Here is a 22,904-nt window from a genome sequence, read left to right on the forward strand (position 1 = left end):
CAACCCTCTTACTTTCTCTTAACGTCTAAAACTTTATATTGATTCACCTGGCCTACGCCTTCCACTTCTACCACATCTCCGATCTTCGCCCCGAGCAGTGCCTTGCCGATCGGTGCTTCATTGGAAATCTTATTATTCAGGATATCGGCCTCTGTGGAACCGACGATATGATAAGTAACTTCTTCCTTAAATGTAAGGTCCTCTAACTTTACAAGGCAGCCAAGGCTGATGACACCATGCTGGAATTCCTCATCGATCACCTCTGCATTTTTCAGGATCTGTTCTAATTCTTCGATCCTTGCCTCAATGTCCCTCTGCTCATCTTTCGCAGCATCGTACTCAGCATTCTCTGATAAGTCTCCCTGCTCTCTCGCTTCTTTGATCTTCTGGGCTACTTCTTTTCTTTTGACAACCTTTAAATCCTGTAATTCATCCTCTAAAGTTTTTAAACCCTCCTGAGTCAGAATATTCTTTTTTGCTTCTGCCATATTTTCGCTTCCTTTCCTTCTATATCAATCCTTCTGTCCGTCTGGTTCGTACACGCTCATCCGTAAATTATATCTCAGTACTGTTTTATTTGTCAACAGAGGACGCCCCGTTATTTCTGATGATCGCCTCCAGTTCCCCTATACTCTCTGCATGGTTTACCTGATCTCTCAGCTTTGCCGCACCGGCGAGCCCATGGGTATACCATGAGACATGCTTTCTCATCTCCCGGATGCCGATGTATTCGCCTTTGTACTCGATCATCATTCTCGCATGTCTCAGAATCATCTGGATAATCTCTTCAATCTCCGGCCGCGGCATCAGTTCCCCTGTGTCAAAATAATGACATAGTTCTTTGAAGATCCACGGATTTCCTTTGGCTCCTCTGGCAATCATAAAGCCGTCACAGCCGGTCTCCCGAAGCATCGCTTCCGCATCCAGAGGTGAATTGATATCACCGTTTCCTATCACCGGAATGGAAACGGCTTCTTTGACCTGTCTTATGATATCCCAGTCCGCTTTCCCGGAATAATACTGTTCTCTTGTTCTTCCATGGACAGCGACTGCTGCCGCTCCGCTCTGTTCTGCGATCTTTGCCATCTCCACTGCGTTTACATGTTCATCATCAAAACCTTTTCTGATCTTCACCGTTACCGGTACACTTAACCTGTCTGCCATGGCTTTAATGATCTTTCCTGCAAGGACAGGATCTTTCATCAGAGCCGATCCGTCTCCGTTATTTACAATCTTCGGCACCGGACATCCCATGTTAATGTCAATAAGGTCAAAACCCATTTCCTGGACCCGGACAGCCATATCCGCCATCAGTTCCGGTTCTGAGCCAAAAATCTGCGCCGCAATGGGCCTTTCCCATTCTTCTTTTGCAAGCAAAGGTCCTGTATTGGGACTATTGTAATACATACCTTTTGCGCTGACCATTTCTGTATAGAGAAGTCCCGCACCCATTTCTTTGCACAGCAGCCGGTAAGGAAGGTCCGTGACTCCTGCCATCGGGGCCAGCAAAAAAGGATGTTCTATTTCAATATCTCCAATGATCAGCGGGTTTAGTCTACTGCTGCTTTTCATAAATAATCCGCAATCCCTTCAATGTCAGTGTATCGTCAAAACAGTTGATCTCCGGCACTTCCCTGGAAATCATCTTTCCAAGTCCCCCGGTCGCCACGACTTTCATGTCTTTAAATCCCGTTTCCTTCTTCATCTGCTCAATGATATATTTGGTCTCCCCGATCACTCCGTACATAAGTCCCGCCTGCATGCTTGTGATCGTATTTGTGGCAAGGATACTCTCCGGCGTCTTGATCTCGATCTCCGGAAGTCTTGCCGCTCCCTTCCATAATGCATTGGCAGAGGTTCGGATGCCCGGTGCGGTGACTCCGGCCAGAAATACTCCGTCTTCCGTAACCACGTCATAGGTAGTGGCCGTCCCGTAATCGATTACCAGAGTAGGCCCCCCGTAAATTTCATAGGCAGCTACAAGGTCCACGATACGGTCTGCTCCTACCTCCCTGGGATTCAGTCTTCCCAAGTTGATTCCTGTCTTGATGCCGGGTCCGACGATCACCGGAGTCACATCAAAATATTTGATGATTCCGTTGGTGAGAGAATACATGATATTCGGCACAACCGATCCGATGATCGCAGCGCTGATCTGTTTTGTATCCAGCCCCTTGGCGGCGATCATATCCCGGATCAGGATTCCGAACTCATCTGAAGTTCTCGGAAGTTTCGTTGTGATACGAAACAGTTCCACCAGATCCTTCTCCACAAAGATACCAGCTGTAATATTGGTATTTCCCACGTCCATAGTCAATAACATTGCTTATACCTCTTCTCCCAGAAAGAACACCCGAAAAAACAGTTCCAGCGATTCCCAGAGATCCGCTCTGTCCCGCTGCATTTCTTTTATCTTCAGTGCACTTCCGATTTCATCATAAAAATAATCATTTTCCGCTGCTGTCGTTTTAAATGACAGCTTCCCGTCCTCATCAAACTCAAGCGTTAAGATGCCCCCGATCTCTTCTGTGTACAGCACACAGGCAATCTTTAATTCATCCTTGATCTGCTGGGGAAGGGATTCAAAATCTTCATTTAAATAATATTTCTTTTCATATCCATTGGAACCGCATAGAGTTATGGTCTCCTGATACATACTTCCTCCTGTTTATACACTGTAACCGTGGATTCCCCGTATCGATACTTCTCCAGAAAAAATCTCTCTGGTCCGTCCAAGAGAATCTTCCACGATCAATTCTCCGCGCCGGTTGATCCCCCCGGACTTACACATATATTCATCATTTCCCCTCATAACTTTGATTTCCTGTCCGCGATGCGCAAGAAAACTGTTGTATTCTTCCATCAGCATGGAAAAATCCTGAGTTTTTTTAAAGATCTCATAATCATGCTCAAAATGTTCCAAAACTCTGCAGAGAAGTGCGATCCGGTCAGCAGGTTTTCCCGTCTCTAAAAACAGAGACGTAGCTTTGTCCCTGACTTCTTCCGGAAATTGTTCAATATTGGCATTGATCCCGATCCCTACAACAATATAATTCAGTTCATCCATCTGAGCACTCAGTTCCGTGAGGATTCCGCATACTTTTTTTCCGTTGATCAGGACATCATTGGGCCATTTGATCTTTCCGTCAATGCCTGCTGCATCTTTGATTCCTTTTTCTACAGCCAGAGCCGCCACAAGGGTCAGCATGGAGCTGTTTTCCAGTTCCACATCCGGTCTCAGCACAAAACTCATCCAGACACCCTGTCCCGGCACTGAAACCCAGGAACGGCCTCTTCTGCCCTTCCCTGAAGTCTGCTCTTCCGCCGTCACAAGTGTCCCATGAGAAGCTCCCGCCTCCGCGAGTCTCCTCGCCTCCAGATTGGTGGAATCCACTGTCTTCATCACCTTAACCGTTTTACCAAGCCAGGAAGTTGACAGACTGCTCTTTATATCTTCTGCCAGAAGAATATCCGGGCTTTTCACCAGTTTATATCCCTTATTACTCACAGAGTCAATGACGTAGCCTTCTTCTTTTAATGCCTTTATATGTTTCCAGACTGCGGTTCTCGACACCCCGAATGTTTCGCACAATTCCTGCCCGGATACATAGCCGCCGCATTGTTTTAATCGTATGAGTATCTTTTCTTTCATTGTTTATTTTTCCCCGAGTGTTGCAACCATAACCGCCTTAATCGTATGCATGCGGTTCTCCGCCTCATCAAAAATCACTTCTGCATGTTTTTCAAATACATCTTCCGTGACTTCATTTCCTTTTACCGCCGGCAGACAGTGCATGACAACGGTTGTATCCTTCTCTGTTTTCTTCATCAGTTCATCGTTGACCTGGAAGGGCTTCAGAAGAGCCACCCTCTCTGCGGCTTTGTCTTCTTCCCCCATAGAGCACCAAACGTCGGTATAAATACAGTCGGCTCCCTTCACGGCATCGGTGTCTTCGGTAAAGGTAAGTTTGGCTCCGGATTCCTTGGCATACGTTCTGCACTGCTCGATTAATTCTTCTTTCGGCCACAGGCTCTTAGGCGCCAGACAGGTGAAGTTAATCCCCATCTTTGCACATCCGATCATTAACGAATTGCCCATGTTATTGCGTCCGTCCCCTGCGAAAACGAAGTTTAATCCCTTTAATTCTCCGAACTGTTCTCTCAGAGTCAGAAAGTCTGCCAAAATCTGTGTCGGATGATAATCATCAGTAAGTCCGTTCCATACCGGAACACCGCTGTATTTCGCCAGCTTTTCCACATTTTCATGTAAAAATCCCCGGAATTCAATTCCGTCGAACATTCTTCCGAGGACTCTGGCCGTATCCTCTACACTTTCTTTATACCCAAGCTGGATGTCGTCCTTTCCTAAATATTCAGGATGTCCGCCTTCATCGATACATCCGATGGTGAATGCGCACCTCGTCCTAGTGCTCGGTTTTTCAAAAATAAGGGCGATATTTTTACCCTTCAAACTATCTCCTGTGATCCCTTTTTTCTTATCTTCTTTTAACTGTGCCGCAAGATCCAGCAGGTAACTGATCTCTTCCGGGGTAAAATCCTTCAGTGTTAAAAAATTTCTTCCTTTTAAATTCATCTTTCTTCCTCCGTTTTATGGACTTTGCATAACAATCATTATATAGCACCCAATATGTTTTCACAAGCCTTACTGATGGCTTCTCCCAGCTTTCTGTGCCCCTCCGCGCTCAAATGGCATGCATCTTTTTCGGACGGTTCCGCAAACTGTGCGGCATCCATAAAATGAATACCATAAAGGTCCGCCCATTCTTTATAAACAGGCGCCAGGCGCTTGGAATATTCATAAGCCCTCTCAAAACCCATAGTCTCTCCGTCTGCCACTTCGCTTATATTTTGCCCGATCAGGATCGGCGACACCAGAAGGATCTCAGACGGCTTTCCATCCTCTCTCTTCTGCGGAGTGATCTCAAGTATCTTTTTGACCAGCCGTTCAATGGCCTTCCCAATATCCACCGGGGTCAGCTGGAAACGGATCTTCAGATCATTTGTTCCGAGCATCAGCACAACCAGATCCAGAGGCCCGTGCGAATGGAGACAGGGTTCCAGATAGGCAAAACCATTTCTGCCCGGACGGATCTCGTCTTCAAAGCAGGTGGTCCTTCCGTTGAGGCCCTCCGGAATCACCCTGGCCCGTCCCTCCATATTTTTCTCTAATATACTCGTCCATCTCAAGTCATATGGATACCGGAAACCATTTTCCGGATTATAGCCGTATGTATTTGAATCTCCGTAACACAGTATTGTTTTCATAAGAAACCTCCTTATAGAAGAACAAAAGTGTGCTTCGCACACCTCGCAAACCAATTTTTTCTAAACACAGCTTTTGTTCAGCGCGCGAAGCTGTGCATTCTGCCCGCAGGGCTTTTATTCCATAGGACGAATTTTCCTATGGAATAAAAACAGCCGCTTCTTATCATCGTCATAAGAAGCGGTTGCTCTGTATCGTTTATTATAATACCTGATTTAAGAAATTGATGGTTCTTGGTTCCTTTGGATTGGCCAGCAGTTCATGCGGTTCTCCCTGTTCGACGATATATCCACCGTCCATGAAAATGATACGGTCCGCAACTTCTCTCGCAAAGCCCATCTCATGTGTCACAACAACCATGGTCATTCCATTCTTGGCCAGCTGTTTCATAACATTTAAAACTTCACCGACCATCTCCGGGTCCAGTGCACTGGTCGGCTCATCAAACAGCATGATGTCAGGATGCATGGCAAGCGCCCTCGCAATCGCCACACGCTGTTTCTGTCCTCCGGAAAGCTGTGCCGGATAGACATCAGCCTTTTCTTCGAGTCCCACATCTTTCAGCAAATTTCTTCCGACCGTCTTGGCCTCGTCCAATGTCATTTTCTTTAACTGTACCGGAGCCATTGTAATGTTTTCCAGCACGGTCTTGTGAGGAAACAGATTAAAATGCTGAAACACCATGCCGATATTCTCTCTCACTTTATTAATATCTGTACCCTTGTCTGTGATGTCGAATCCGTCGACAACAACTTCTCCTCCGGTGATCGTTTCAAGTCGGTTAAGACACCTTAAAAATGTACTCTTTCCGGAACCGGAAGGTCCGATCAGACATACGACCTCTCCGTCTGCGACTTCCAGATCCATTCCTTTTAATACCTCTAGCTCACCAAAACTCTTGACCAGCCCTTTTACTTGAACCTTCACTTTTTTATTATCTTTATTTTCCATAAGACAACTTCCTTTCCACAATATTTGCCACCTTAGAAAGGATGGTGCAGATCACCAGGTAATAGATGGCTGCCATCACATAAATGCTCATGACAGAGGTCGGCTCGTTTGCAGTAATGATCTGGCTGTTCATCGTAAGCTCCCGGATACCGATAGCGTAAACCAGTGATGTATCCTTAATGGAAATGATGAACTGATTAATGATGGATGGAAGCATGGTCCTGATAGCCTGAGGAAGGATTACTTTTGACATAGCCTTCCCGTAAGGCAGTCCCAGACTCCTTGCTGCCTCCATCTGACCCTTGTCCACAGATTCGATTCCACCCCGGACAATCTCTGCCATATAAGCTCCGGCGTTTAAACTGAGGGCTACAACGGCAGCCACAAAAGGACCTCCGAAATCATCCCAGTTTAAATCCATAGGCTGCAGAAAGGCTCCCGCCACTCCATAGTACATAATAAATACCTGTACGACAAGAGGAGTTCCCCGGATAATATCTACGTAAATTTTGCAGATAATATTCAGTATCTTGTTTTTTGATACGCTGAACATACCAAAAATAATACCGATGATGCTGGCACAGATCAGAGAAGCCAGGGCAAGCTGCAGTGTCAGTCCCAGCGCCGTCGAGAATGACGGAAAATACTGTTGAAATAGTTCTATAAAGTTCATAATCTGTCCGCCTACTTAGTCTTTGTATATTTATCTACAATTTCCTGATATTTTCCGTTGTCTTTGATCTTCTTTAATCCGCTGTTAAACTTCTCTACAAGTTCAGAGTTTTTGCCCTTCTTTACAGCAAATCCATACTGGCTTCCGCTCTCGGATGTGAAAGCAACCTGTAATTTAAGATTCTTCTGACCGATCTGATAAGAAATGACAGGGAAGTCTTCAAAACATGCAGCTGCATTTCCTGTCAGCACTGCCTGGTACATGGTCGGTGAATCCTTGAACTGTCTTACTTTATATCCATATTTTTCAGCATTTTCGTTGGCATATGTGGCACCTACCGTACCTACCTTTGCTGCTACTGTCTTTCCTTTCAGGCTGGAAAGTGCTTCTTTTTCTGCTTTTTTCTTGTCTTTTATATTATCAAATGTTTTTCCGCCCTTTTTCACAGCGAAAGCTACTTTAGAATCGTAGTAAGCCTCAGAAAAATCATATTTCTGCTTTCTTTCCTTCGTGATAGACATACCCGCGATCATACCGTCGCTCTGTCCGGACTCCACAGAAGCCATGGCAGCGTCAAATCCTACTGCAGTCACTTTGTATTTGAATCCTTCTTCTTTTGCAATCGCTTCTAATAAATCAAGGTCGATTCCTACACGGTTTCCATCCTTATCTTCAAATTCGAATGGTGTAAATGTGGTGTCAGACGCAATCTTATATGTCTTTTCCTTGGAGTCTTTCTTATTTCCGCCGCCGCATGCAACCAGGCTGATTCCCATGACAGCTGCGAGACCTACTGCTAAAACTTTTTTCAATCTCATTCCTTTTTCCTCCTAAATGATAATATTCGTGTCTTTCCGTTATGAAAAAGTACACACTAATAAATATTATATCTTATTTTGAAGAATTGGTCAAACTCTCTTCAATTTGGTCTTTTAGTGACGGTTTTTGATCTTCAGCCACTTCTGTGATAGATTTCACCAGTCCTGCGATACCCTGGATTTCTGATGGGATAATGATCTTTGTCGCTTTTCCGTCAGCCGCTTTTGCGAATGCCTCCAGGCTCTTTAACTGCAGAACTGCGTTGTCTGCAGAGGCTTTCTTTAAGAATTCAATACCATCTGCATTCGCCTGCTGGATCTGTTTGATCGCTTCCGCCTGGCCTTCTGATTCCCTAATCGTCGCTTCTTTGTTCGCTTCTGCGCGCAGAATTGCAGATTCTTTGTCACCCTCTGCTTCCAGGATCACAGATTCCTTATGTCCTTCTGCACGAAGAATAGAAGATTTCTTTTCACCTTCCGCACGAAGGATTGCCTCCCTCCGCTCTCTTTCCGCTTTCATCTGTTTTTCCATGGCATCCTGAATTGCTGCCGGAGGAATAATGTTTTTCAATTCCACACGGTTGACTTTGATTCCCCATGGGTCTGTCGCCTCATCCAGGGTAGCACGCATCTTTGTATTGATCGTTTCTCTGGATGTCAGTGTCTGGTCGAGTTCCAGATCACCGATGATGTTTCTAAGTGTTGTAGCCGTCAGGTTTTCGATCGCCATGATCGGATTCTCGACTCCGTAGGAATAGAGCTTTGGATCTGTGATCTGAAAGTAAACTACGGTGTCGATCTGCATGGTAACATTATCTTTCGTGATGACCGGCTGAGGCGGAAAATCCACAACCTGTTCCTTCAAGTTAACTCTTCTTGCCACACGGTCAATGAACGGGACCTTGATGTGAAGCCCTACAGACCATGTTTCCTTGAATGCTCCCAGACGTTCCACCACATAGGCATTTGCCTGCGGAACGATCCGGATGCTGGAAAGCATCGCCATGATGATAATAAAAAATAAGATCAATAATAAAATAAACACTCTGCACCTCCTACTTCTTGCTCACGATTAGTTTCACGCCTTGAATTTCCTCTACGATTACCTCTGTCTCTTCCGGGATCTCATCATCATCGGCAGAACGCGCTGTCCACTCCATTCCCTGGATATAGACCATTCCCTGTCCTTTGATATTGACGATTCTTTTCTTTACGATTCCTGTCTTCCCGATCAGGCTTTCTGCGTTGGTCTTTTCCGTCTTGTTGTTCAGATATTTTTGGGCCCATGGCCTTGCAAATACAAAAACCACACAGGAAACTGCCACAGCCAGGATCAGCTGCCCGAAAAACGGCAGACCCAGCCCCGCACCGATGGCTGCTGCTAAAGATCCCACCGCAAACCAAATACTTGTAAGTCCCAATGTCAGAATTTCAAGCAACAGGAAAACAGCTACCGCAATCAACCAGTATACCGTATACATAATCAGCTACCTCCTTTTTTCTGCCTCCTGGCCTCATACATAAGAAGTCCTCCGGCCATAGCTGCATTTAATGATTCGACCCGGCCTTCCATGGGAATTCTGATCCTCTTGTCTGCCAGCGCCGCAATTCTGTCTGTCAGTCCATTCCCCTCATTGCCGATGAGAAATGCGCTGATCTTATCGTATGATTCATCTGTATAGTCTGTGCCGTTCAAGTGTGCCGCATACACATGTACCGACTGCTGCCTTAAATACTCCACCGTTTCGGCAAGATCCTCTGTATAAGTGAATGGAACCCGGAATATAGAGCCCATCGTAGATCTTATGACTTTAGGATTATAGATATCCACAGTATCCCTGCTCATGATGATGCCGCTCACACCGGCTCCTTCTCCCGTCCGAATCAGCGTCCCCAGGTTTCCCGGGTCCTGCAGATTCTCCAGAAGAAGAATACTGCTTCCGCTGCGCTTTAGTATCTCAGAGAGAGTCGATTGTTTCATCTTCACAAGGGACAAGATCCCCTGAGGCGTCTCCGTATCCGAAATCTCACGGAACACTTTAGGCGAAACCTCTTCAAACGGAATACCTTTCAGTTCTTCCCCATGCAGCTTTAAAAAGTCACTGGAAACAAAAACCTTTGCCCTCTGCTCTTCCGGAATCTCCCGAAAGATTCGAAGGCCCTCAGCCACAAATAATCCGGTTCTTTTCCTCTCCCTGGAACTTTTTTTAAGCTTTATCACCTGTCTGATCTGCTTATTCTGTACCGTTGTAATCATAAGTTATTCCTTTATCTGAGCTTGATTAAGTCCTCTTTATTCCCGATGACAATCAGGCTGTCACGTTCATTCAGAATCTGATCGGGATCCGGCGCTCCGTTAAAGTCCTCGCCGCTGTGAATCGCCACTACATTGATGTTGTATTTCCCCCGGATGTCCAGCTGGCGCAGATTTTTTCCGACCCATCCCTTTTTCAGGTGAATCTCTACAATACTCGTCTTTGAGGAAAGGTCAAAAAGATCCATCACTTTCCCGCTGACCAGATTGTAGGCAGTCCTTGCTCCCATCTCTTCTTCCGGATATACCACCTCATCGGCACCGATCCTTTTGAGTATCTCTCCTTTCAGTCTGCCATCGGCTTTGGCGAGAATATACGGAACTCCGATCTCTTTAGCAATCATCAAAGCCATCACACTGGCCTCCAGACTCTCCGCGGTAGCAATGACAAGCCCATCCATTTCTTCCAGACCGATACTGTTCATCACCTCCATGTCCGTAACATCCGCACAGACTGCGCAGGTGACATAATCCACAATATCCCGGACCAATTCTTCCTTCTGATCCACTGCCAGCACTTCGGCGCCGTCTTTCATCAGGTTCAGAGCCACACTCTTTCCAAACTTTCCGAGGCCGAGCACCGCATATGATTTTCCCATCTTTCTTACTCCTTTATATATCATCGTATAAAATATATTCCTGCAAAACACAATTTGTACTGTAGAAACTATCTCCATTGTTCACATGATTGGAGTGAGGCATTCTAAGAGCCGAACGAAAATCATGTGAACAATGCCTTTATCCTAAAATTATATCTTCTTCCGGATATGTTGCCAATACTTTCTTTTTTCCGCGGACTGCGAAACCGACTGCCAGAGACACCGGCCCGACTCTGCCAAGATACATGGTGATGATGATCGCCAGCCTCCCGATCACACTCAAGTCCGGGGTCAGACCTTTGCTCAGACCCACAGTGCCCAGCGCAGAGACACACTCATAGCATGTATCCATAAAGGAGGCTGAATCGGATACCAGTACGACCAAAATAGAAGACAGCAGTACAATCAAATTGACACAGATAATGGTCAGTGCTTTCGGTATGACTGTCATCGGTATCGTTCTTTTAAATATATGAATCGCACCCTCCTGCTTCACTGTCACAAGCACACAGTATACTAACACAACAAACGTCACAGTCTTTACTCCTCCGGCCGTTCCCACCGGCGATCCTCCGATAAACATTAGGATCATAGAGATCAGTGAAGATCCTTCTGTCAGTGCAGCCTGAGGCACTGTCTCAAATCCTGCGGTCCTCACCGTGACAGACTGGAACATGGATGCCATCAGTTTATTGCCAAGTGACAGATTGCCTATGGTTTTAGTATTTGCAAATTCAAAGATAAAAATGAAGACTGTACCAATAAAAATTAAGATGACCGTAGTAGACAGCACGATTTTAGAGTGCAGCTTCAATTTCCCAAAAGCTCTTTTTAACGGAAACTCCCTGTGAATTAATCCGCGGAAGACCCTGAGCAGGTCTCTCCACACAATAAAACCAAGCCCGCCCAGCACGATCAGTCCCATGACCGTAAAATTCACAGCCGGATTCGTAATATAGCTTCTCAGACTGTCGGTCTGTATAATATCGATGCCCGCATTGCAGAATGCGGATACAGAATTAAACACAGATGCCCAGATGCCGTATCTCACACCGAACTCAGGGATAAACTGGGTTGCAAACAGCGCCGCACCGATTCCCTCTATAATAAAAGTACCTTTTAAAATCTTCCTCACCAGCTCAATAAGGCCGGACATTGTATTCAAGCTGAAGGACTCCTGAATCAGCATCCTGTTTTTCATTGTCAGCTTTTTTTTCAGAAACAGGAACATTCCTGTGGTAAATGTAATCACGCCCAGTCCGCCCAGCTGTATCAGCACAAGGATCACAAGCTGGCCGAAGGTGCTCCAGTAAGTCATCGTCGTCTCAACCACCAGTCCGGTTACACAGACTGACGTTGTCGATGTAAAAAGTGCGTTAATATACGGCGTGGCTTCGCCGCTTTTTGACGAAATCGGCAATGTCAGCAGCACAGACCCAATCAGTATGACAAATAAGAATCCAAACAAAATAATATGGACCGGCTTAATCTTTTTCATTCCCTTTCAATTCTCCTTACATACAGAAAAAGCCATCTTTAAAAGATCGCTTTTTCCATAAAATCTTTTTATTTTCCAAGTAAATGGGCAATCTGTAATTGATAATCATCCACATGCTTTTCCATTGCCAGTCCCTCGTCCATATCGATGTCCATGAACTTGCCGTTCTGGTATCCGACGATGCGGTTGCTCTTTCCTGCACATAAGAGATCCACCGCATAAGCTCCCATCATAGAAGCATATACCCTGTCTTTGGCTGTCGGGCTTCCGCCTCGCTGCATATGTCCTAAAATAGTAGCTCTTGTCTCGATTCCTGTAGCCGCCTCAATTCTCTTGGCCATACCGTAGGAGTGTCCGACACCTTCTGCATTAATGATCATGTGATGTGTCTTTCCTAAAGCTCTGTTCCTGAGCAGGTGTTCAATGATCTGCTGTTCCAGCTTCGGCATATTGCCGTCAAAACTTTCAGGAATCAGGATATCCTCTGCTCCTGTTGCCATTCCGCACCACAGTGCGATATATCCGGCACCCCGTCCCATAACCTCGACAATGCTGCAACGCTCGTGGGATGTAGATGTATCTCTGATCTTATCGATCGCTTCCATGGCTGTGTTGACTGCCGTATCAAAACCGATTGTATACTCGGTACATGCAATGTCCAGATCGATGGTTCCCGGAATTCCAATGGTGTTGATTCCAAGTTCCGCAAGCCTCTGGGCTCCCTGGAAAGAACCGTCTCCTCCGATAACTACCAGTCCGTCGATCCCCTGTTCCCGGCACACTTCTGCGCCCCTCTTCTGTCCTTCCGGTGTCTTAAACTCATCACAGCGGGCGGTAAATAAAATTGTGCCTCCCCGTGAAATACTGTCTGCAGTATGTCTTGAAGTCAGATCGATGATATCTTCATTCAATAACCCATTATAACCTTTTCTAATACCTTTTACATTTAAACCGCGCTCCAGGCCGACCCTTACGACTGCTCTGGTGGCAGCATTCATAGCCGGTGCATCTCCTCCGCTGGTCAGTACTCCAATTGTTCTTACTTTCGGTGTTCCCATGTTATAATCCTCCAAATAATAGCATAAAATTATATTTTGTTAGACTCATTTTAATGCATTTGTTAAAAGTTTTCAATATAATTATTTTAACCCTGTCTTCTTGACTCTGATGTTTCCCTTCCCATACTGTTCTCCAAGAGCATAAATGAGTTCATCCTCACTGTTTACCGCATACATCCGGTCCAGCCTGTTCACGGCTCTCTCTTTCCGACAGTAGACGATGACAGGATTGCTGCCCTGATGTGATTTCAGAATGTCATAAAAACGGTCCTGTTCTGCAAAAAAACGGTCTTTATCATCAAACTGCACCCAGACTTCCTGTGCAAGATCATCAAACACAGTAATCTGGCTGCTGACCATCTTGCTCTCTTCCTCCGAAATCGAAGTATTTCCTTTTACAAAGATTTTGGCATCCTCCTTCAAAAGGTGCTGGTACTTATTAAATTCTCTGGGGAAAACAATGACCTCAACCGTTCCCATCAGATCCTCCAGTGTCAGAAATGCCATATTCTGATTGGTCCTGGTGAGTTTCACCTTCATATCACTGATGATGCCGCCGATAATACAAGTCTGTTTATCCCTCAGCACCGGCTGTCCCGTGTCCTCCTCAGCTGTAAAATCTGCAGTGCTGGCCGTTGTGAGCCGCTCCAGAATCTCCACATCATCTTCCAGCGGATGTCCGCTTACATAGATCCCAAGCACTTCTTTTTCCATGGCCAGTCTCTGCTCTTTATCGAATTCCCCAACGTCAGGATATTCTATCTCAAAGTTCTTCTGCTGGTCCTCCGACATAAAGTCCAAAATACTCATCTGCCCGGATATCTCATGCTTCCGCTCCTTCTGGATGCTTTCCAAAATACTTGCATATACGAACATCTGCTGTTTCCTTGTATATCCAAGTTCGTCCAGCGCTCCGGATTTTATCAGGCTTTCCACGGTCCTTTTGTTCATTTCTTTGCTGGAAAGCCGTTCTATCAGATCCCTCAGGCTCTTGTAGCTGCCGCCCTCGGATCTTTCCCGTAAAATCTCTTCAATGACCGGCTTTCCAAGGCTCTTTATGGCACTCAGTCCATACCGGATACATCCGTCATCCACAGAAAATGCGCCTTCCCCCTTATTGATATCCGGCGGAAGAATCTTAATTCCCATTTTCCTGCATGCATAGATATATTCAGATACTTTATTAGTATTTCCCAAAACAGAGGTCAGCAATGCGGCCATAAATTCTTTCTGATAATGACACCTCAGAAAAGCGGTCTGGTAGGCGACGACCGCATAGGCTGCCGCATGGGACTTGTTGAAAGCATATTTAGCAAAGTCCAGCATCTCATCCCATATATGATTTGCCGTCTTCTCATCGATTCCGTTTTTTATACAGCCCGGGATATCCTCTTTTTCATTTCCGTAGACAAAATTTTTCCGCTCTTTAACCATGACATCGCCCTTTTTCTTGGACATGGCACGGCGGACAAGATCACTGCGGCCAAGAGTATAGCCGGCCAGCTCCATTACGATCTGCATGACCTGTTCCTGATATACAATACAGCCATACGTAGGCTTCAGGATCTTCTCCAGCTGCGGGCAGTCATAGCGGATACTGTCTTTGTCCACCTTCCCTTTTACATATCTCGGAATAAAATCCATAGGCCCCGGACGGTAAAGGGAAATTCCGGCGATGATCTCTTCCAGGCTTTCCGGCTTCAGTTCCTTCATAAACGCTTTCATTCCGCCGCTTTCCAGCTGGAACACGCCTTCCGTCCGCCCCTGGCTGATCATTTCATATACCTTGGGATCTTCTGTGTCGATCTGATTTATGTCGAAGGGCTTCCCTTCCCTTTTCTCGATCAGATGGACTGCATCCTGGATAACGGTAAGAGTCCTTAGGCCCAGGAAATCCATTTTCAATAGTCCCAGTTCCTCAATGGTTGTCATCGTAAACTGGGTCGTTACGGCGTCATCCGCTCCTTTCGCCAAAGGCACAAATTCGTCGATGGAGTCTTTGCCGATCACCACGCCTGCTGCATGCATGGAGGCGTGTCTCGGCAGGCCTTCCAGCCTCCTGGACATGTCAATCAGATACTTGGTCTCCTCGTCTTCCGCATATGCCTTCTTCAGGTCAGGACTTTTTTTCAGTGCCCCCTCGATGGTGATATTGAGTTCATTGGGCACCATCTTTGCAATCCCGTCTACCTTTGCATATGGAATATCAAGAACCCTGCCCACATCACGGATCACGGCCCTCGCTGCCATAGTTCCGAATGTAATGATCTGAACAACCTTATCCTTGCCGTACTTTTCAACCACATAGTCTATGACTTCCTGTCTTCGCTCATAACAGAAATCGATATCAATATCCGGCATGGAAACACGTTCCGGATTCAGGAATCTCTCGAACAGGAGCTGATATTTGATCGGCTCGATGTCCGTGATCTCCAGACAGTAAGACACAATACTTCCGGCTGCGGACCCGCGGCCGGGACCTACGGCAATACCATGTTCTTTGGCATAGTGAATAAAATCCCAAACGATGAGAAAGTAATCCACATATCCCATATTTTCAATGGTTTTCAGCTCAAATTCCAGGCGCTCCCTGAGTTCTTCAGTCACATCGTCATAGCGGCGGCAGATGCCCTCTTCACAGAGCTTTCTTAAATAAGAAGTCGATGTATCACCTTCCGGCACATCAAATTTCGGCACCTTCTGCTCACCGAAGATGATCTCAACATTGCACCGCTCGGCGATCTTTCCGGTGTTTTCCACTGCCTGCCTGGCATACGGAAAAAGCCGCTCCATTTCTTCCGGGGACTTGAGATAATACTGTCCGCCTTCATATCTCATTCTGTCCTCATCAGCGACCTTTTTTCCTGTCTGGATACAGAGCAGAATATCATGGGGTTCCACGTCCTCCGCAAATGTATAGTGGATATCATTGGTTGCCACCAGTTCGATTCCGGTCTCCTTTGACATCTTGATCAGCGCAGAATTTACCGTTGTCTGCTCACTGATCCCGTGATCCTGCAGTTCCAAAAAGAAATTGCCTTTTCCATAAATCCTCTCAAATCTCAAGGCCGTCTCTTTCGCCTTTTCATAATCTCCTTCCCTGATGTAAGTCGGAATCTCTCCTCCCAGGCAGGCGCTCAGCGCAATAAGTCCCTCGCTGTAACGTTCGAGCACTTCATAATCCACCCGCGGCTTATAGTAAAATCCTTCCGTAAATCCTCTGGATACGATCTTCATCAGATTGTGATATCCACGGTCATTTTCTGCCAGAAGCACCAGATGAAAGTAATTGCTGCTGCCCTGTCTGGCCTCTTTTTCAAATCTTGATCCTGGCGTCACATAGATCTCACATCCGAGAATGGGTTTAATTCCTTCTGCCTTTGCAGCCTTATAAAAATCAATGACCCCGTACATGACGCCGTGGTCTGTGATAGCAATGCTGTCCATCCCCAGTTCCTTGGTATGGTGCACAAGCTCCTTGATCTTACTGGAGCCGTCCAGAAGACTGTATTCTGTATGAACATGTAAGTGTGTAAAACTCATGGAATTCTCTCCTGTACTTATTCTTCGCCCGGCCTCTGGGGCTCATCGTAAATATTATGTCCGGTTTCCAGGACTTTTCCCTCTACCGTAAACTTCATTGCCTTAGCATCAAGATTCTCACAGATGGTTTTTGTCACTGCCTGTACCGTCAGCACCTCGCCGGAACTTCCCATCTTACGCAGTGTCTTCTCAAATGCTTTATTGAAGTCGATATAGGCGGTCTGCTTCTTAATCTGAAAGGAATTGATCCTGGTCCCTTCCTCCAGAGTCCCCATCTTAATCATCTCTTTCAGCAGCTTCCCGGCCGTCACGTCCTCAATCTTGACCTTTCCGTTAATCAGGGTCTCCACGTTGTCATCCGGAGCATAAATCGTGCACTCTCTTACAACCGTTTTCTTGGAATCTGTCTCTGCGGCATCGGATTTTTTCCCTGACGCCGTTTTCTTTTTGGTCGTGTTTTCCTTCCCGGCTGCTGTCTCTGCAGTGGTCTTTTCTGCCTGTTTCGTATCTTTACTGCATCCGGCCAGTCCCGCGGCGGCTGCCACAGCCAAAAGTCCGGCAAATATCAGTTTTTTCTTTCTCATAACAGTGTCCTCCTTAAATTGATCGAACAACATTTCTATACAGATTAGATTTTACCACAAATCCGTATCCTGTGCTATAATGCTAAAGAAAAGATAAGAAGTTAAAGGAGTAAGATTATGGAACATATGACCATTCAGGATATTTTAGCAGCAACCGGCGGCACTCTCTTATGCGGCGATGCCTCTATGCCAATCAATCGTCTCAGCACTGATTCCAGAGATGTAGGGCCTCATACATTATTCGTACCGATCGTCGGTGAGCGGGTAAACGCACATAAGTTTGTAGAAAGTGCCCTAAAGGACGGGGGAGCTTCTCTGACCCAGGAACACGAGCAGGCGGAAGGCCCTCATCCTATTATAAAAGTGCCGGACACCTTAAAAGCCATGCAGCAGATCGCGTCTTTTTATAGAAACAAGATGTCACTGCCCATCATCGGCATTACCGGAAGTGTCGGAAAAACTACGACGCGGGAAATGATCGCCCATGTACTGAAAGGAAAATACCGGGTATTTGAAACTGTCGGAAACCAGAACAGTCAGGTGGGCGTGCCTCTGACTCTGGACCGTCTCACTTCCAGAGATCAGATCGGGGTGCTGGAAATGGGCATGAGTGAACCGGGACAGATTACAATCCTCGGAGAAATCATCCGCCCAAACGCTGCGGTAGTCACAAATGTTGGTGTCTCCCACATCGAGCAGATGGGAAGCCGGGACAATATCTGCCGGGAAAAACTGGATATCCAGAACGGTCTGCCTGAAAACGGCGTGCTGTATTTGAACGGCGACAATGATATGATCCGAAAACACATCGGTTATGTGACACATCCTTATGAATTCTTTGGATTTTCAAAAGACTGCTCCTATCGTGCGGAGGATTCAAAAGAGATCAATGGTCAGACCCATTTTACTTTCGTGCATGAAGATATGAGGGAACCGGTCATTTTAAATGTTCTTGGGAATCACAATGTCTCTAACGCCCTTGCCGCAATCGCACTTGGCCTTGCGTATGATGTCCCGATGGAAACGATCAAACGGCAGCTTGCCACATTCTCCGGACAGCGCCAGAATATCCTTAAAATACACGGGTACACGGTCATTGATGACGCCTACAATGCCAGCCCCGATTCCATGAAAGCAGGTCTTAAAATCTTGTCCGATTATCAGGACAGCGGAAGAAAAGTCGCGGTTCTGTCCGATATGCTGGAGCTGGGACCGGACTCTCCGGATTACCACAGGGAAGTCGGCGAATTTTTGGGCACGGCAGATATTACGGATCTGTACATCACCGGAACCCTTTCCAAAGAATATGCAGAAGCTGCACAAAAAAAGAATCTCTCACTAAAAACGAAATGGTTTTCCTCCAATGATGAGCTGATATCTTATTTAAAGGATTATTTAAAAGAACATGATGTGGTGCTGATCAAAGCATCTAATGGGATGAAGCTTTATGAAGTTGCAAAAGCTCTTGAGTAAGAATTGAAAACTTTGGCGTATGAGCGTATACAAAATGAAAGGCCTTCCACCTGGCGATGGAAGGCCTTTCATTATACCAAAATACACTTAATGTGTGAGAGAGGGTTATCTCTAATTCAAGGGAGGGAACCTTGAATTTAGATTTATTATACATCATATTTCAGATTTGTGTGCGTCAATGTAATAAATGGCTGTTTTATTGTCATGAAAACTTTTCCTCATCCTTATTTTCCCTATTTCATTACCGTTTATCTTATATTTTCCCCGTTTATTTTTTATAGCTTTTTCTTCTATTCAGCGTCTTTTTTGACATTTTTCGTCTGCTGTGCTACTTTAAATAGATAAATCGGAGAAAATTCTCTCAGGGAAGAGTACATTGATCTCCGGTTTTCTTCATTATTTAATATAAAAAAGGAGATTAATATGAAAAACCAAACATTTACGTCCCCTCATGATCTGGAGGGAAAAATCCCCCTCCCTCAAGCCGTCCTTTTAGGACTGCAGCATGTCCTGGCAATGTTTGCAGGCAATCTGACTCCGATCATCCTGATCGCCGGTGCCTGCGGCATCGGTGCAGGCAGCCCTCTTCAGGTATCTATTTTACAGAATGCCATGCTGGTGGCCGGACTCGTAACCTTTGTACAGCTGTTCACCATCGGGCCGGTGGGCGCCCGCCTTCCAGTCGTCATGGGCACCAGCTCCGGCTTTATCGGAGTATGTTCCGGAGTGGCAGCCTCTATGGGCGGCGGAGTAGCCGCATACGGAGCCATTCTGGGAGCAAGCATTATTGGCGGCCTGTTTGAAGGAGTTCTGGGATTTTTCTTAAAGCCCCTCAGGAGGTTCTTTCCGTCTGTGGTCACCGGTACTGTGGTCATGGCTATCGGCCTGTCCCTGATCTCTGTGGGAATCAACTCTTTTGGAGGCGGATCCGGAGCAGGGGATTTCGGTTCTCTCCCGAACCTTTTTGTGGGAGCCGTGGTGCTGATCGTGATCGTTGTCTTAAAGCATTTCACAAAAGGGGTCACCAGCAGTTCCTCTATTTTGATCGGTGTTATCGTGGGCTACATACTCTGCGCTGTCATGGGCATATTTCTGCCCACTACTTATACAAACGCAGAGGGTGCCGTGCAGACAGCTTCCTGGGTTTTAAACTGGGATAAAGTAGCCGATGCCGGCTGGTTCTCTCTTCCGAAACTCATGCCCGTCAAAATCGTATTTGACCTGAAAGCTATCATACCGATCGCCATTATGTTCATCGTGACTTCTGTCGAGACGATAGGGGACATTTCCGGCATCACTGAGGGCGGATTGTCCAGAGAAGCTACTGATAAAGAGCTCTCCGGCGGTGTAATCTGTGACGGTCTGGGATCTTCCTTCGCTTCTGTCTTCGGAGTGCTTCCGAATACATCCTTCAGCCAAAATGTAGGACTTGTGGGAATGACAAAGGTTGTCAATTTATACTCTATCGCCATGGGCGCAGGCTTCCTCGTGATCTGCGGACTGTTTCCGAAACTTGCCGCTTTAGTTTCTATCATGCCGCAATCCGTTCTCGGCGGAGCTGCGGTTATGATGTTCGCTTCCATCGTAGTCAGCGGAATCCAGCTGATCACCAAGGATGGAGTAAGCAACCGGATTGTAACCATCGTATCTGTGGCATTAGGACTCGGCTATGGGCTCGGCGCCAACTCCCAGGCCCTGGCAAATCTTCCTCAGGCGGTTCAGCTGATCTTCGGCGGCTCCGGGATCGTTCCCGCAGCTCTGGTTGCTATCGTCTTAAATGTAGCGATACCAAAGGAAAAAACAGACAATTAATCATCGTTTCAGGAGGAAGATCATATGAAAATTACGACTCTCATTGAGAATCAGGCTCCGGACTCTCTGTGCCGAGAGCACGGACTGGCTGTACATATCGAATACAAAGGAAAAAATTATCTTCTGGACACCGGCGCCTCTGGACAGTATGCAGAAAATGCGCACCGGCTTGGCATCCGCCTTTCCGATGTGGATGCGGCCTTTCTCTCTCACGCCCATTATGATCACTCCGGCGGATACCGTGAATTCTTTTCCGAGAATTCAAAAGCGGTGCTTTATCTTCAAAATACTGTCAGAGAAAATTGTTATTCTAAGTTCCTGCTCTACAGGCAATACATCGGAGTACCGAAGGGTCTCCTGGAAAAATATCGAAGCCGCCTTAGATTTGTGTCCGGCACAACAGAGACAGAGCCCGGTGTCTGGACAGTTTCACACAACATTCCCGGGCTTTCGGAAAGGGGCCGCAGCGGGCACATGTATATTAAGGCAAAAAACAGTTTCAGACCTGATGATTTCAGCCACGAACAGAGTCTCGTCTTTGAACGCGAACATGATCTTGTGCTGTTCAACAGCTGCTGCCATGCGGGTGTTGTTTCTATCGTTGATGAAGTCAATCATGCCCTGAAGGCAACGGGTAAGAAAGTCTCTTATGTATTCGGCGGTTTTCACACCATGGGACTCCGGGGTCCGGGCAGTATGAGCGGTCGGCCGGAAGGCATCCAAGCGCTGGGAAGACAGCTTCTCAATCGGGGTATCTCCTGTGTGTATACCGGCCACTGCACGGGTATTCCCGCTTTCCGCATATTGAAAAAAACAATGAAAGAAAGAGTGCGCTATATGAAAACAGGCAGCGTCATCAATTTATAGCTTCATTAAAGAGAAAGGGCCTTGGATAATTCCAAGACCCTTTTGATATTCTGCCTTTTTATTTAAATTTGTCAATGTAACCCTGTATAAATATAAAAATAACGATCAGCGGAAGAATAAATGTAACATATTTTCTCGTCCATTCCGGATATTTAATTCCTTTTCCCGCATTGGCCTCTTCACTGAAGTTCTTCCATCCCCAGCCGTATTTTGTCACACAGAACAGAAGATACACTAAAGACCCCAGTGGAAGAATATTGTTGCTCACAATAAAATCCTCCAGATCCTGAATCGTACTGTTCGCCCCAAACGGCATGATGTGACTCCAGACATTAAAGCCCAGTGCACATGGAAGCGACAATATGGTGATCAGTATCCCGTTAAAAATACTGGCTTTCTTAATCGTCCATCCCCACAGATCCTGTGCGAAAGAAATAATGTTCTGGAATACTGCGATAATGGTCGACAGCGCCGCAAAGGACATAAACAGGAAGAACAGGGCTCCCCATATCCTGGCACCCGGCATCTCGTTAAATACATTCGGCAGTGTGATAAATACCAGGTTCGGTCCGCTGTCCGGCCGCACTCCGAAAGCAAAGCAGGCCGGAAAGATAATCAGTCCTGACATAAGAGCTACAAGTGTATCTAATACCGCAACGCTGACAGCTTCTCCTGTCAGACGGTATGACCGGTCAATATAGCTTCCGAAGATTGCGATGGCTCCAATCCCAAGACTCAGTGTGAAGAACGCCTGTCCCATCGCCGCAGAGACTACTTTCATAATCCCCTGCTCTTTCATGGCCTGAAAATCCGGCACTAAATAAAAAGACAGTCCTTTTGATGCTCCCGGAAGTGTGACGGACCTTATGACCAGCACAAGGATGACTAAAAACAGGCAGGACATCATGACCGTAGTAATCTTTTCCACCCCGTTTTGAAGCCCCAGCGAACAGATCAAAAATCCGACAACAATAACGACCAGCATCCAGAAGATCAGCACTTCCGGTTTTGACAGCAGTTCTCCGAACACGGCCTCAACCTGTTTCGGATTTTTTCCCACAAAATCACCTTTCAGCATCTTGAAGAAATAGCTGATCATCCATCCTGCCACGGTCGTATAAAACATCATCAAAAGATAGTTTCCCGCCATTCCGAAGTAACTGTACCAATGCCATTTTGTCCCTTCAGGCTCCAATGTCTGGAATGAAGTTGCAATACTTTTCTGGCTGGCACGCCCCACCGAAAACTCCATGACCATGATCGGCAGACCCAGCGCAAATAAGAAAAACAAATATACCAGTACGAAGGCGGCTCCTCCGTACTGCCCGGTTACAAACGGAAACCTCCACACATTCCCGATCCCTATGGCGCATCCTGCCGATATTAAGATAAATCCAATCCTCGATGAAAACTTTTCTCTCTTCTCCATA

22 protein-coding genes are annotated in these 22,904 nt (G+C 46.3%); 3 read left to right on the plus strand and 19 right to left on the minus strand.

What is annotated here, in order from left to right; all coding sequences use genetic code 11:
* Positions 1 to 8: 8 nt before the first annotated feature.
* The 18 genes from greA to ANCC_RS13810 form a co-directional block, all read right to left on the minus strand.
* A complete protein-coding gene (greA, locus tag ANCC_RS13725) occupies positions 9 to 488 on the minus strand; it encodes a transcription elongation factor GreA (protein ID WP_006565736.1) in 480 nt (159 codons plus the stop codon).
* An 85-nt stretch (positions 489 to 573) separates the two neighbouring features.
* Positions 574 to 1,572, minus strand: coding sequence for a tRNA dihydrouridine synthase DusB (gene dusB, locus ANCC_RS13730; RefSeq protein WP_006565737.1), 999 nt, complete (start codon positions 1,570 to 1,572; stop codon positions 574 to 576).
* A complete protein-coding gene (locus tag ANCC_RS13735; RefSeq protein WP_006565738.1) occupies positions 1,556 to 2,323 on the minus strand; it encodes a type III pantothenate kinase in 768 nt (255 codons plus the stop codon). The genes dusB and ANCC_RS13735 overlap by 17 nt, the downstream gene beginning before the upstream one ends.
* 3 nt (positions 2,324 to 2,326) lie before the next feature.
* Positions 2,327 to 2,656, minus strand: a complete 330-nt coding sequence (locus ANCC_RS13740) for a DUF6145 family protein (RefSeq protein ID WP_006565739.1) — start codon at positions 2,654 to 2,656, stop codon at positions 2,327 to 2,329.
* A gap of 12 nt (positions 2,657 to 2,668) precedes the next feature.
* Positions 2,669 to 3,652: a biotin--[acetyl-CoA-carboxylase] ligase gene (locus ANCC_RS13745; protein ID WP_006565740.1), complete on the minus strand. Its 984-nt coding sequence runs from the start codon at positions 3,650 to 3,652 to the stop codon at positions 2,669 to 2,671.
* Between the two features lie 3 nt (positions 3,653 to 3,655).
* Positions 3,656 to 4,594: an ornithine carbamoyltransferase gene (gene argF, locus ANCC_RS13750; RefSeq protein WP_006565741.1), complete on the minus strand. Its 939-nt coding sequence runs from the start codon at positions 4,592 to 4,594 to the stop codon at positions 3,656 to 3,658.
* Positions 4,595 to 4,632: 38 nt separating this feature from the next.
* On the minus strand, positions 4,633 to 5,286 hold the full coding sequence (locus ANCC_RS13755) for an SGNH/GDSL hydrolase family protein (protein ID WP_006565742.1): 654 nt from the start codon (positions 5,284 to 5,286) through the stop codon (positions 4,633 to 4,635).
* 199 nt (positions 5,287 to 5,485) lie between these two features.
* Positions 5,486 to 6,235: an amino acid ABC transporter ATP-binding protein gene (locus ANCC_RS13760; protein ID WP_006565743.1), complete on the minus strand. Its 750-nt coding sequence runs from the start codon at positions 6,233 to 6,235 to the stop codon at positions 5,486 to 5,488.
* The gene (locus ANCC_RS13765; RefSeq protein ID WP_006565744.1) at positions 6,225 to 6,908 is read right to left on the minus strand and encodes an amino acid ABC transporter permease; all 684 of its coding nucleotides are present in this window, start codon (positions 6,906 to 6,908) and stop codon (positions 6,225 to 6,227) included. Before ANCC_RS13765 ends, ANCC_RS13760 begins: the two co-directional genes overlap by 11 nt.
* An 11-nt stretch (positions 6,909 to 6,919) precedes the next feature.
* Positions 6,920 to 7,726: a transporter substrate-binding domain-containing protein gene (locus ANCC_RS13770; RefSeq protein WP_006565745.1), complete on the minus strand. Its 807-nt coding sequence runs from the start codon at positions 7,724 to 7,726 to the stop codon at positions 6,920 to 6,922.
* A gap of 73 nt (positions 7,727 to 7,799) precedes the next feature.
* On the minus strand, positions 7,800 to 8,732 hold the full coding sequence (locus ANCC_RS13775; protein ID WP_006565746.1) for an SPFH domain-containing protein: 933 nt from the start codon (positions 8,730 to 8,732) through the stop codon (positions 7,800 to 7,802).
* A gap of 49 nt (positions 8,733 to 8,781) precedes the next feature.
* The gene (locus tag ANCC_RS13780; RefSeq protein WP_006565747.1) at positions 8,782 to 9,207 is read right to left on the minus strand and encodes an NfeD family protein; all 426 of its coding nucleotides are present in this window, start codon (positions 9,205 to 9,207) and stop codon (positions 8,782 to 8,784) included.
* Between the two features lie 2 nt (positions 9,208 to 9,209).
* Positions 9,210 to 9,983 (minus strand): TrmH family RNA methyltransferase, encoded by a 774-nt coding sequence (locus ANCC_RS13785; RefSeq protein ID WP_006565748.1) that lies wholly within the window; start codon positions 9,981 to 9,983, stop codon positions 9,210 to 9,212.
* An 11-nt stretch (positions 9,984 to 9,994) separates the two neighbouring features.
* Complete coding sequence (locus ANCC_RS13790; protein WP_009290596.1) at positions 9,995 to 10,639, minus strand: potassium channel family protein; 645 nt, start codon at positions 10,637 to 10,639, stop codon at positions 9,995 to 9,997.
* Positions 10,640 to 10,778: 139 nt separating this feature from the next.
* The gene (locus tag ANCC_RS13795) at positions 10,779 to 12,137 is read right to left on the minus strand and encodes a TrkH family potassium uptake protein (protein ID WP_156340199.1); all 1,359 of its coding nucleotides are present in this window, start codon (positions 12,135 to 12,137) and stop codon (positions 10,779 to 10,781) included.
* Positions 12,138 to 12,205: 68 nt separating this feature from the next.
* Positions 12,206 to 13,195: a 6-phosphofructokinase gene (gene pfkA, locus ANCC_RS13800; RefSeq protein WP_006566089.1), complete on the minus strand. Its 990-nt coding sequence runs from the start codon at positions 13,193 to 13,195 to the stop codon at positions 12,206 to 12,208.
* Positions 13,196 to 13,276: 81 nt separating this feature from the next.
* On the minus strand, positions 13,277 to 16,738 hold the full coding sequence (locus tag ANCC_RS13805; protein ID WP_006566090.1) for a DNA polymerase III subunit alpha: 3,462 nt from the start codon (positions 16,736 to 16,738) through the stop codon (positions 13,277 to 13,279).
* Between the two features lie 17 nt (positions 16,739 to 16,755).
* A complete protein-coding gene (locus tag ANCC_RS13810) occupies positions 16,756 to 17,322 on the minus strand; it encodes a GerMN domain-containing protein (protein ID WP_233458293.1) in 567 nt (188 codons plus the stop codon).
* Positions 17,323 to 17,439: 117 nt separating this feature from the next.
* Between ANCC_RS13810 and ANCC_RS13815 the strand changes: the two genes are divergently transcribed.
* From ANCC_RS13815 to ANCC_RS13825, 3 genes are all read left to right on the plus strand, one after another.
* The gene (locus ANCC_RS13815) at positions 17,440 to 18,795 is read left to right on the plus strand and encodes a UDP-N-acetylmuramoyl-tripeptide--D-alanyl-D-alanine ligase (protein WP_006566092.1); all 1,356 of its coding nucleotides are present in this window, start codon (positions 17,440 to 17,442) and stop codon (positions 18,793 to 18,795) included.
* 423 nt (positions 18,796 to 19,218) lie between these two features.
* The gene (locus ANCC_RS13820; RefSeq protein WP_006566094.1) at positions 19,219 to 20,607 is read left to right on the plus strand and encodes a uracil-xanthine permease family protein; all 1,389 of its coding nucleotides are present in this window, start codon (positions 19,219 to 19,221) and stop codon (positions 20,605 to 20,607) included.
* 24 nt (positions 20,608 to 20,631) lie between these two features.
* A complete protein-coding gene (locus ANCC_RS13825) occupies positions 20,632 to 21,474 on the plus strand; it encodes an MBL fold metallo-hydrolase (RefSeq protein ID WP_006566095.1) in 843 nt (280 codons plus the stop codon).
* 58 nt (positions 21,475 to 21,532) lie between these two features.
* On the opposite strand, the gene ANCC_RS13830 is transcribed toward ANCC_RS13825, so the two are convergent.
* Positions 21,533 to 22,903, minus strand: coding sequence for a sodium-dependent transporter (locus ANCC_RS13830; protein WP_006566096.1), 1,371 nt, complete (start codon positions 22,901 to 22,903; stop codon positions 21,533 to 21,535).
* Between the last annotated feature and the right edge of the window lies 1 nt (position 22,904).

It is taken from the genome of Anaerostipes caccae L1-92, from assembly GCF_014467075.1.
GTDB lineage: Bacteria > Bacillota > Clostridia > Lachnospirales > Lachnospiraceae > Anaerostipes > Anaerostipes caccae.

What these genes read in the sequence shown, in the direction of transcription:
- greA (WP_006565736.1), bottom strand. Translation starts at nt 488, where the DNA reads ATGGCAGAAGCAAAAAAGAATATTCTGACTCAGGAGGGTTTAAAAACT.
- dusB (WP_006565737.1), bottom strand. Translation starts at nt 1,572, where the DNA reads ATGAAAAGCAGCAGTAGACTAAACCCGCTGATCATTGGAGATATTGAA.
- ANCC_RS13735 (WP_006565738.1), bottom strand. Translation starts at nt 2,323, where the DNA reads ATGTTATTGACTATGGACGTGGGAAATACCAATATTACAGCTGGTATC.
- ANCC_RS13740 (WP_006565739.1), bottom strand. Translation starts at nt 2,656, where the DNA reads ATGTATCAGGAGACCATAACTCTATGCGGTTCCAATGGATATGAAAAG.
- ANCC_RS13745 (WP_006565740.1), bottom strand. Translation starts at nt 3,652, where the DNA reads ATGAAAGAAAAGATACTCATACGATTAAAACAATGCGGCGGCTATGTA.
- argF (WP_006565741.1), bottom strand. Translation starts at nt 4,594, where the DNA reads ATGAATTTAAAAGGAAGAAATTTTTTAACACTGAAGGATTTTACCCCG.
- ANCC_RS13755 (WP_006565742.1), bottom strand. Translation starts at nt 5,286, where the DNA reads ATGAAAACAATACTGTGTTACGGAGATTCAAATACATACGGCTATAAT.
- ANCC_RS13760 (WP_006565743.1), bottom strand. Translation starts at nt 6,235, where the DNA reads ATGGAAAATAAAGATAATAAAAAAGTGAAGGTTCAAGTAAAAGGGCTG.
- ANCC_RS13765 (WP_006565744.1), bottom strand. Translation starts at nt 6,908, where the DNA reads ATGAACTTTATAGAACTATTTCAACAGTATTTTCCGTCATTCTCGACG.
- ANCC_RS13770 (WP_006565745.1), bottom strand. Translation starts at nt 7,726, where the DNA reads ATGAGATTGAAAAAAGTTTTAGCAGTAGGTCTCGCAGCTGTCATGGGA.
- ANCC_RS13775 (WP_006565746.1), bottom strand. Translation starts at nt 8,732, where the DNA reads ATGGCGATGCTTTCCAGCATCCGGATCGTTCCGCAGGCAAATGCCTAT.
- ANCC_RS13780 (WP_006565747.1), bottom strand. Translation starts at nt 9,207, where the DNA reads ATGTATACGGTATACTGGTTGATTGCGGTAGCTGTTTTCCTGTTGCTT.
- ANCC_RS13785 (WP_006565748.1), bottom strand. Translation starts at nt 9,983, where the DNA reads ATGATTACAACGGTACAGAATAAGCAGATCAGACAGGTGATAAAGCTT.
- ANCC_RS13790 (WP_009290596.1), bottom strand. Translation starts at nt 10,639, where the DNA reads ATGGGAAAATCATATGCGGTGCTCGGCCTCGGAAAGTTTGGAAAGAGT.
- ANCC_RS13795 (WP_156340199.1), bottom strand. Translation starts at nt 12,137, where the DNA reads ATGAAAAAGATTAAGCCGGTCCATATTATTTTGTTTGGATTCTTATTT.
- pfkA (WP_006566089.1), bottom strand. Translation starts at nt 13,195, where the DNA reads ATGGGAACACCGAAAGTAAGAACAATTGGAGTACTGACCAGCGGAGGA.
- ANCC_RS13805 (WP_006566090.1), bottom strand. Translation starts at nt 16,738, where the DNA reads ATGAGTTTTACACACTTACATGTTCATACAGAATACAGTCTTCTGGAC.
- ANCC_RS13810 (WP_233458293.1), bottom strand. Translation starts at nt 17,322, where the DNA reads ATGAGAAAGAAAAAACTGATATTTGCCGGACTTTTGGCTGTGGCAGCC.
- ANCC_RS13815 (WP_006566092.1), top strand. Translation starts at nt 17,440, where the DNA reads ATGGAACATATGACCATTCAGGATATTTTAGCAGCAACCGGCGGCACT.
- ANCC_RS13820 (WP_006566094.1), top strand. Translation starts at nt 19,219, where the DNA reads ATGAAAAACCAAACATTTACGTCCCCTCATGATCTGGAGGGAAAAATC.
- ANCC_RS13825 (WP_006566095.1), top strand. Translation starts at nt 20,632, where the DNA reads ATGAAAATTACGACTCTCATTGAGAATCAGGCTCCGGACTCTCTGTGC.
- ANCC_RS13830 (WP_006566096.1), bottom strand. Translation starts at nt 22,903, where the DNA reads ATGGAGAAGAGAGAAAAGTTTTCATCGAGGATTGGATTTATCTTAATA.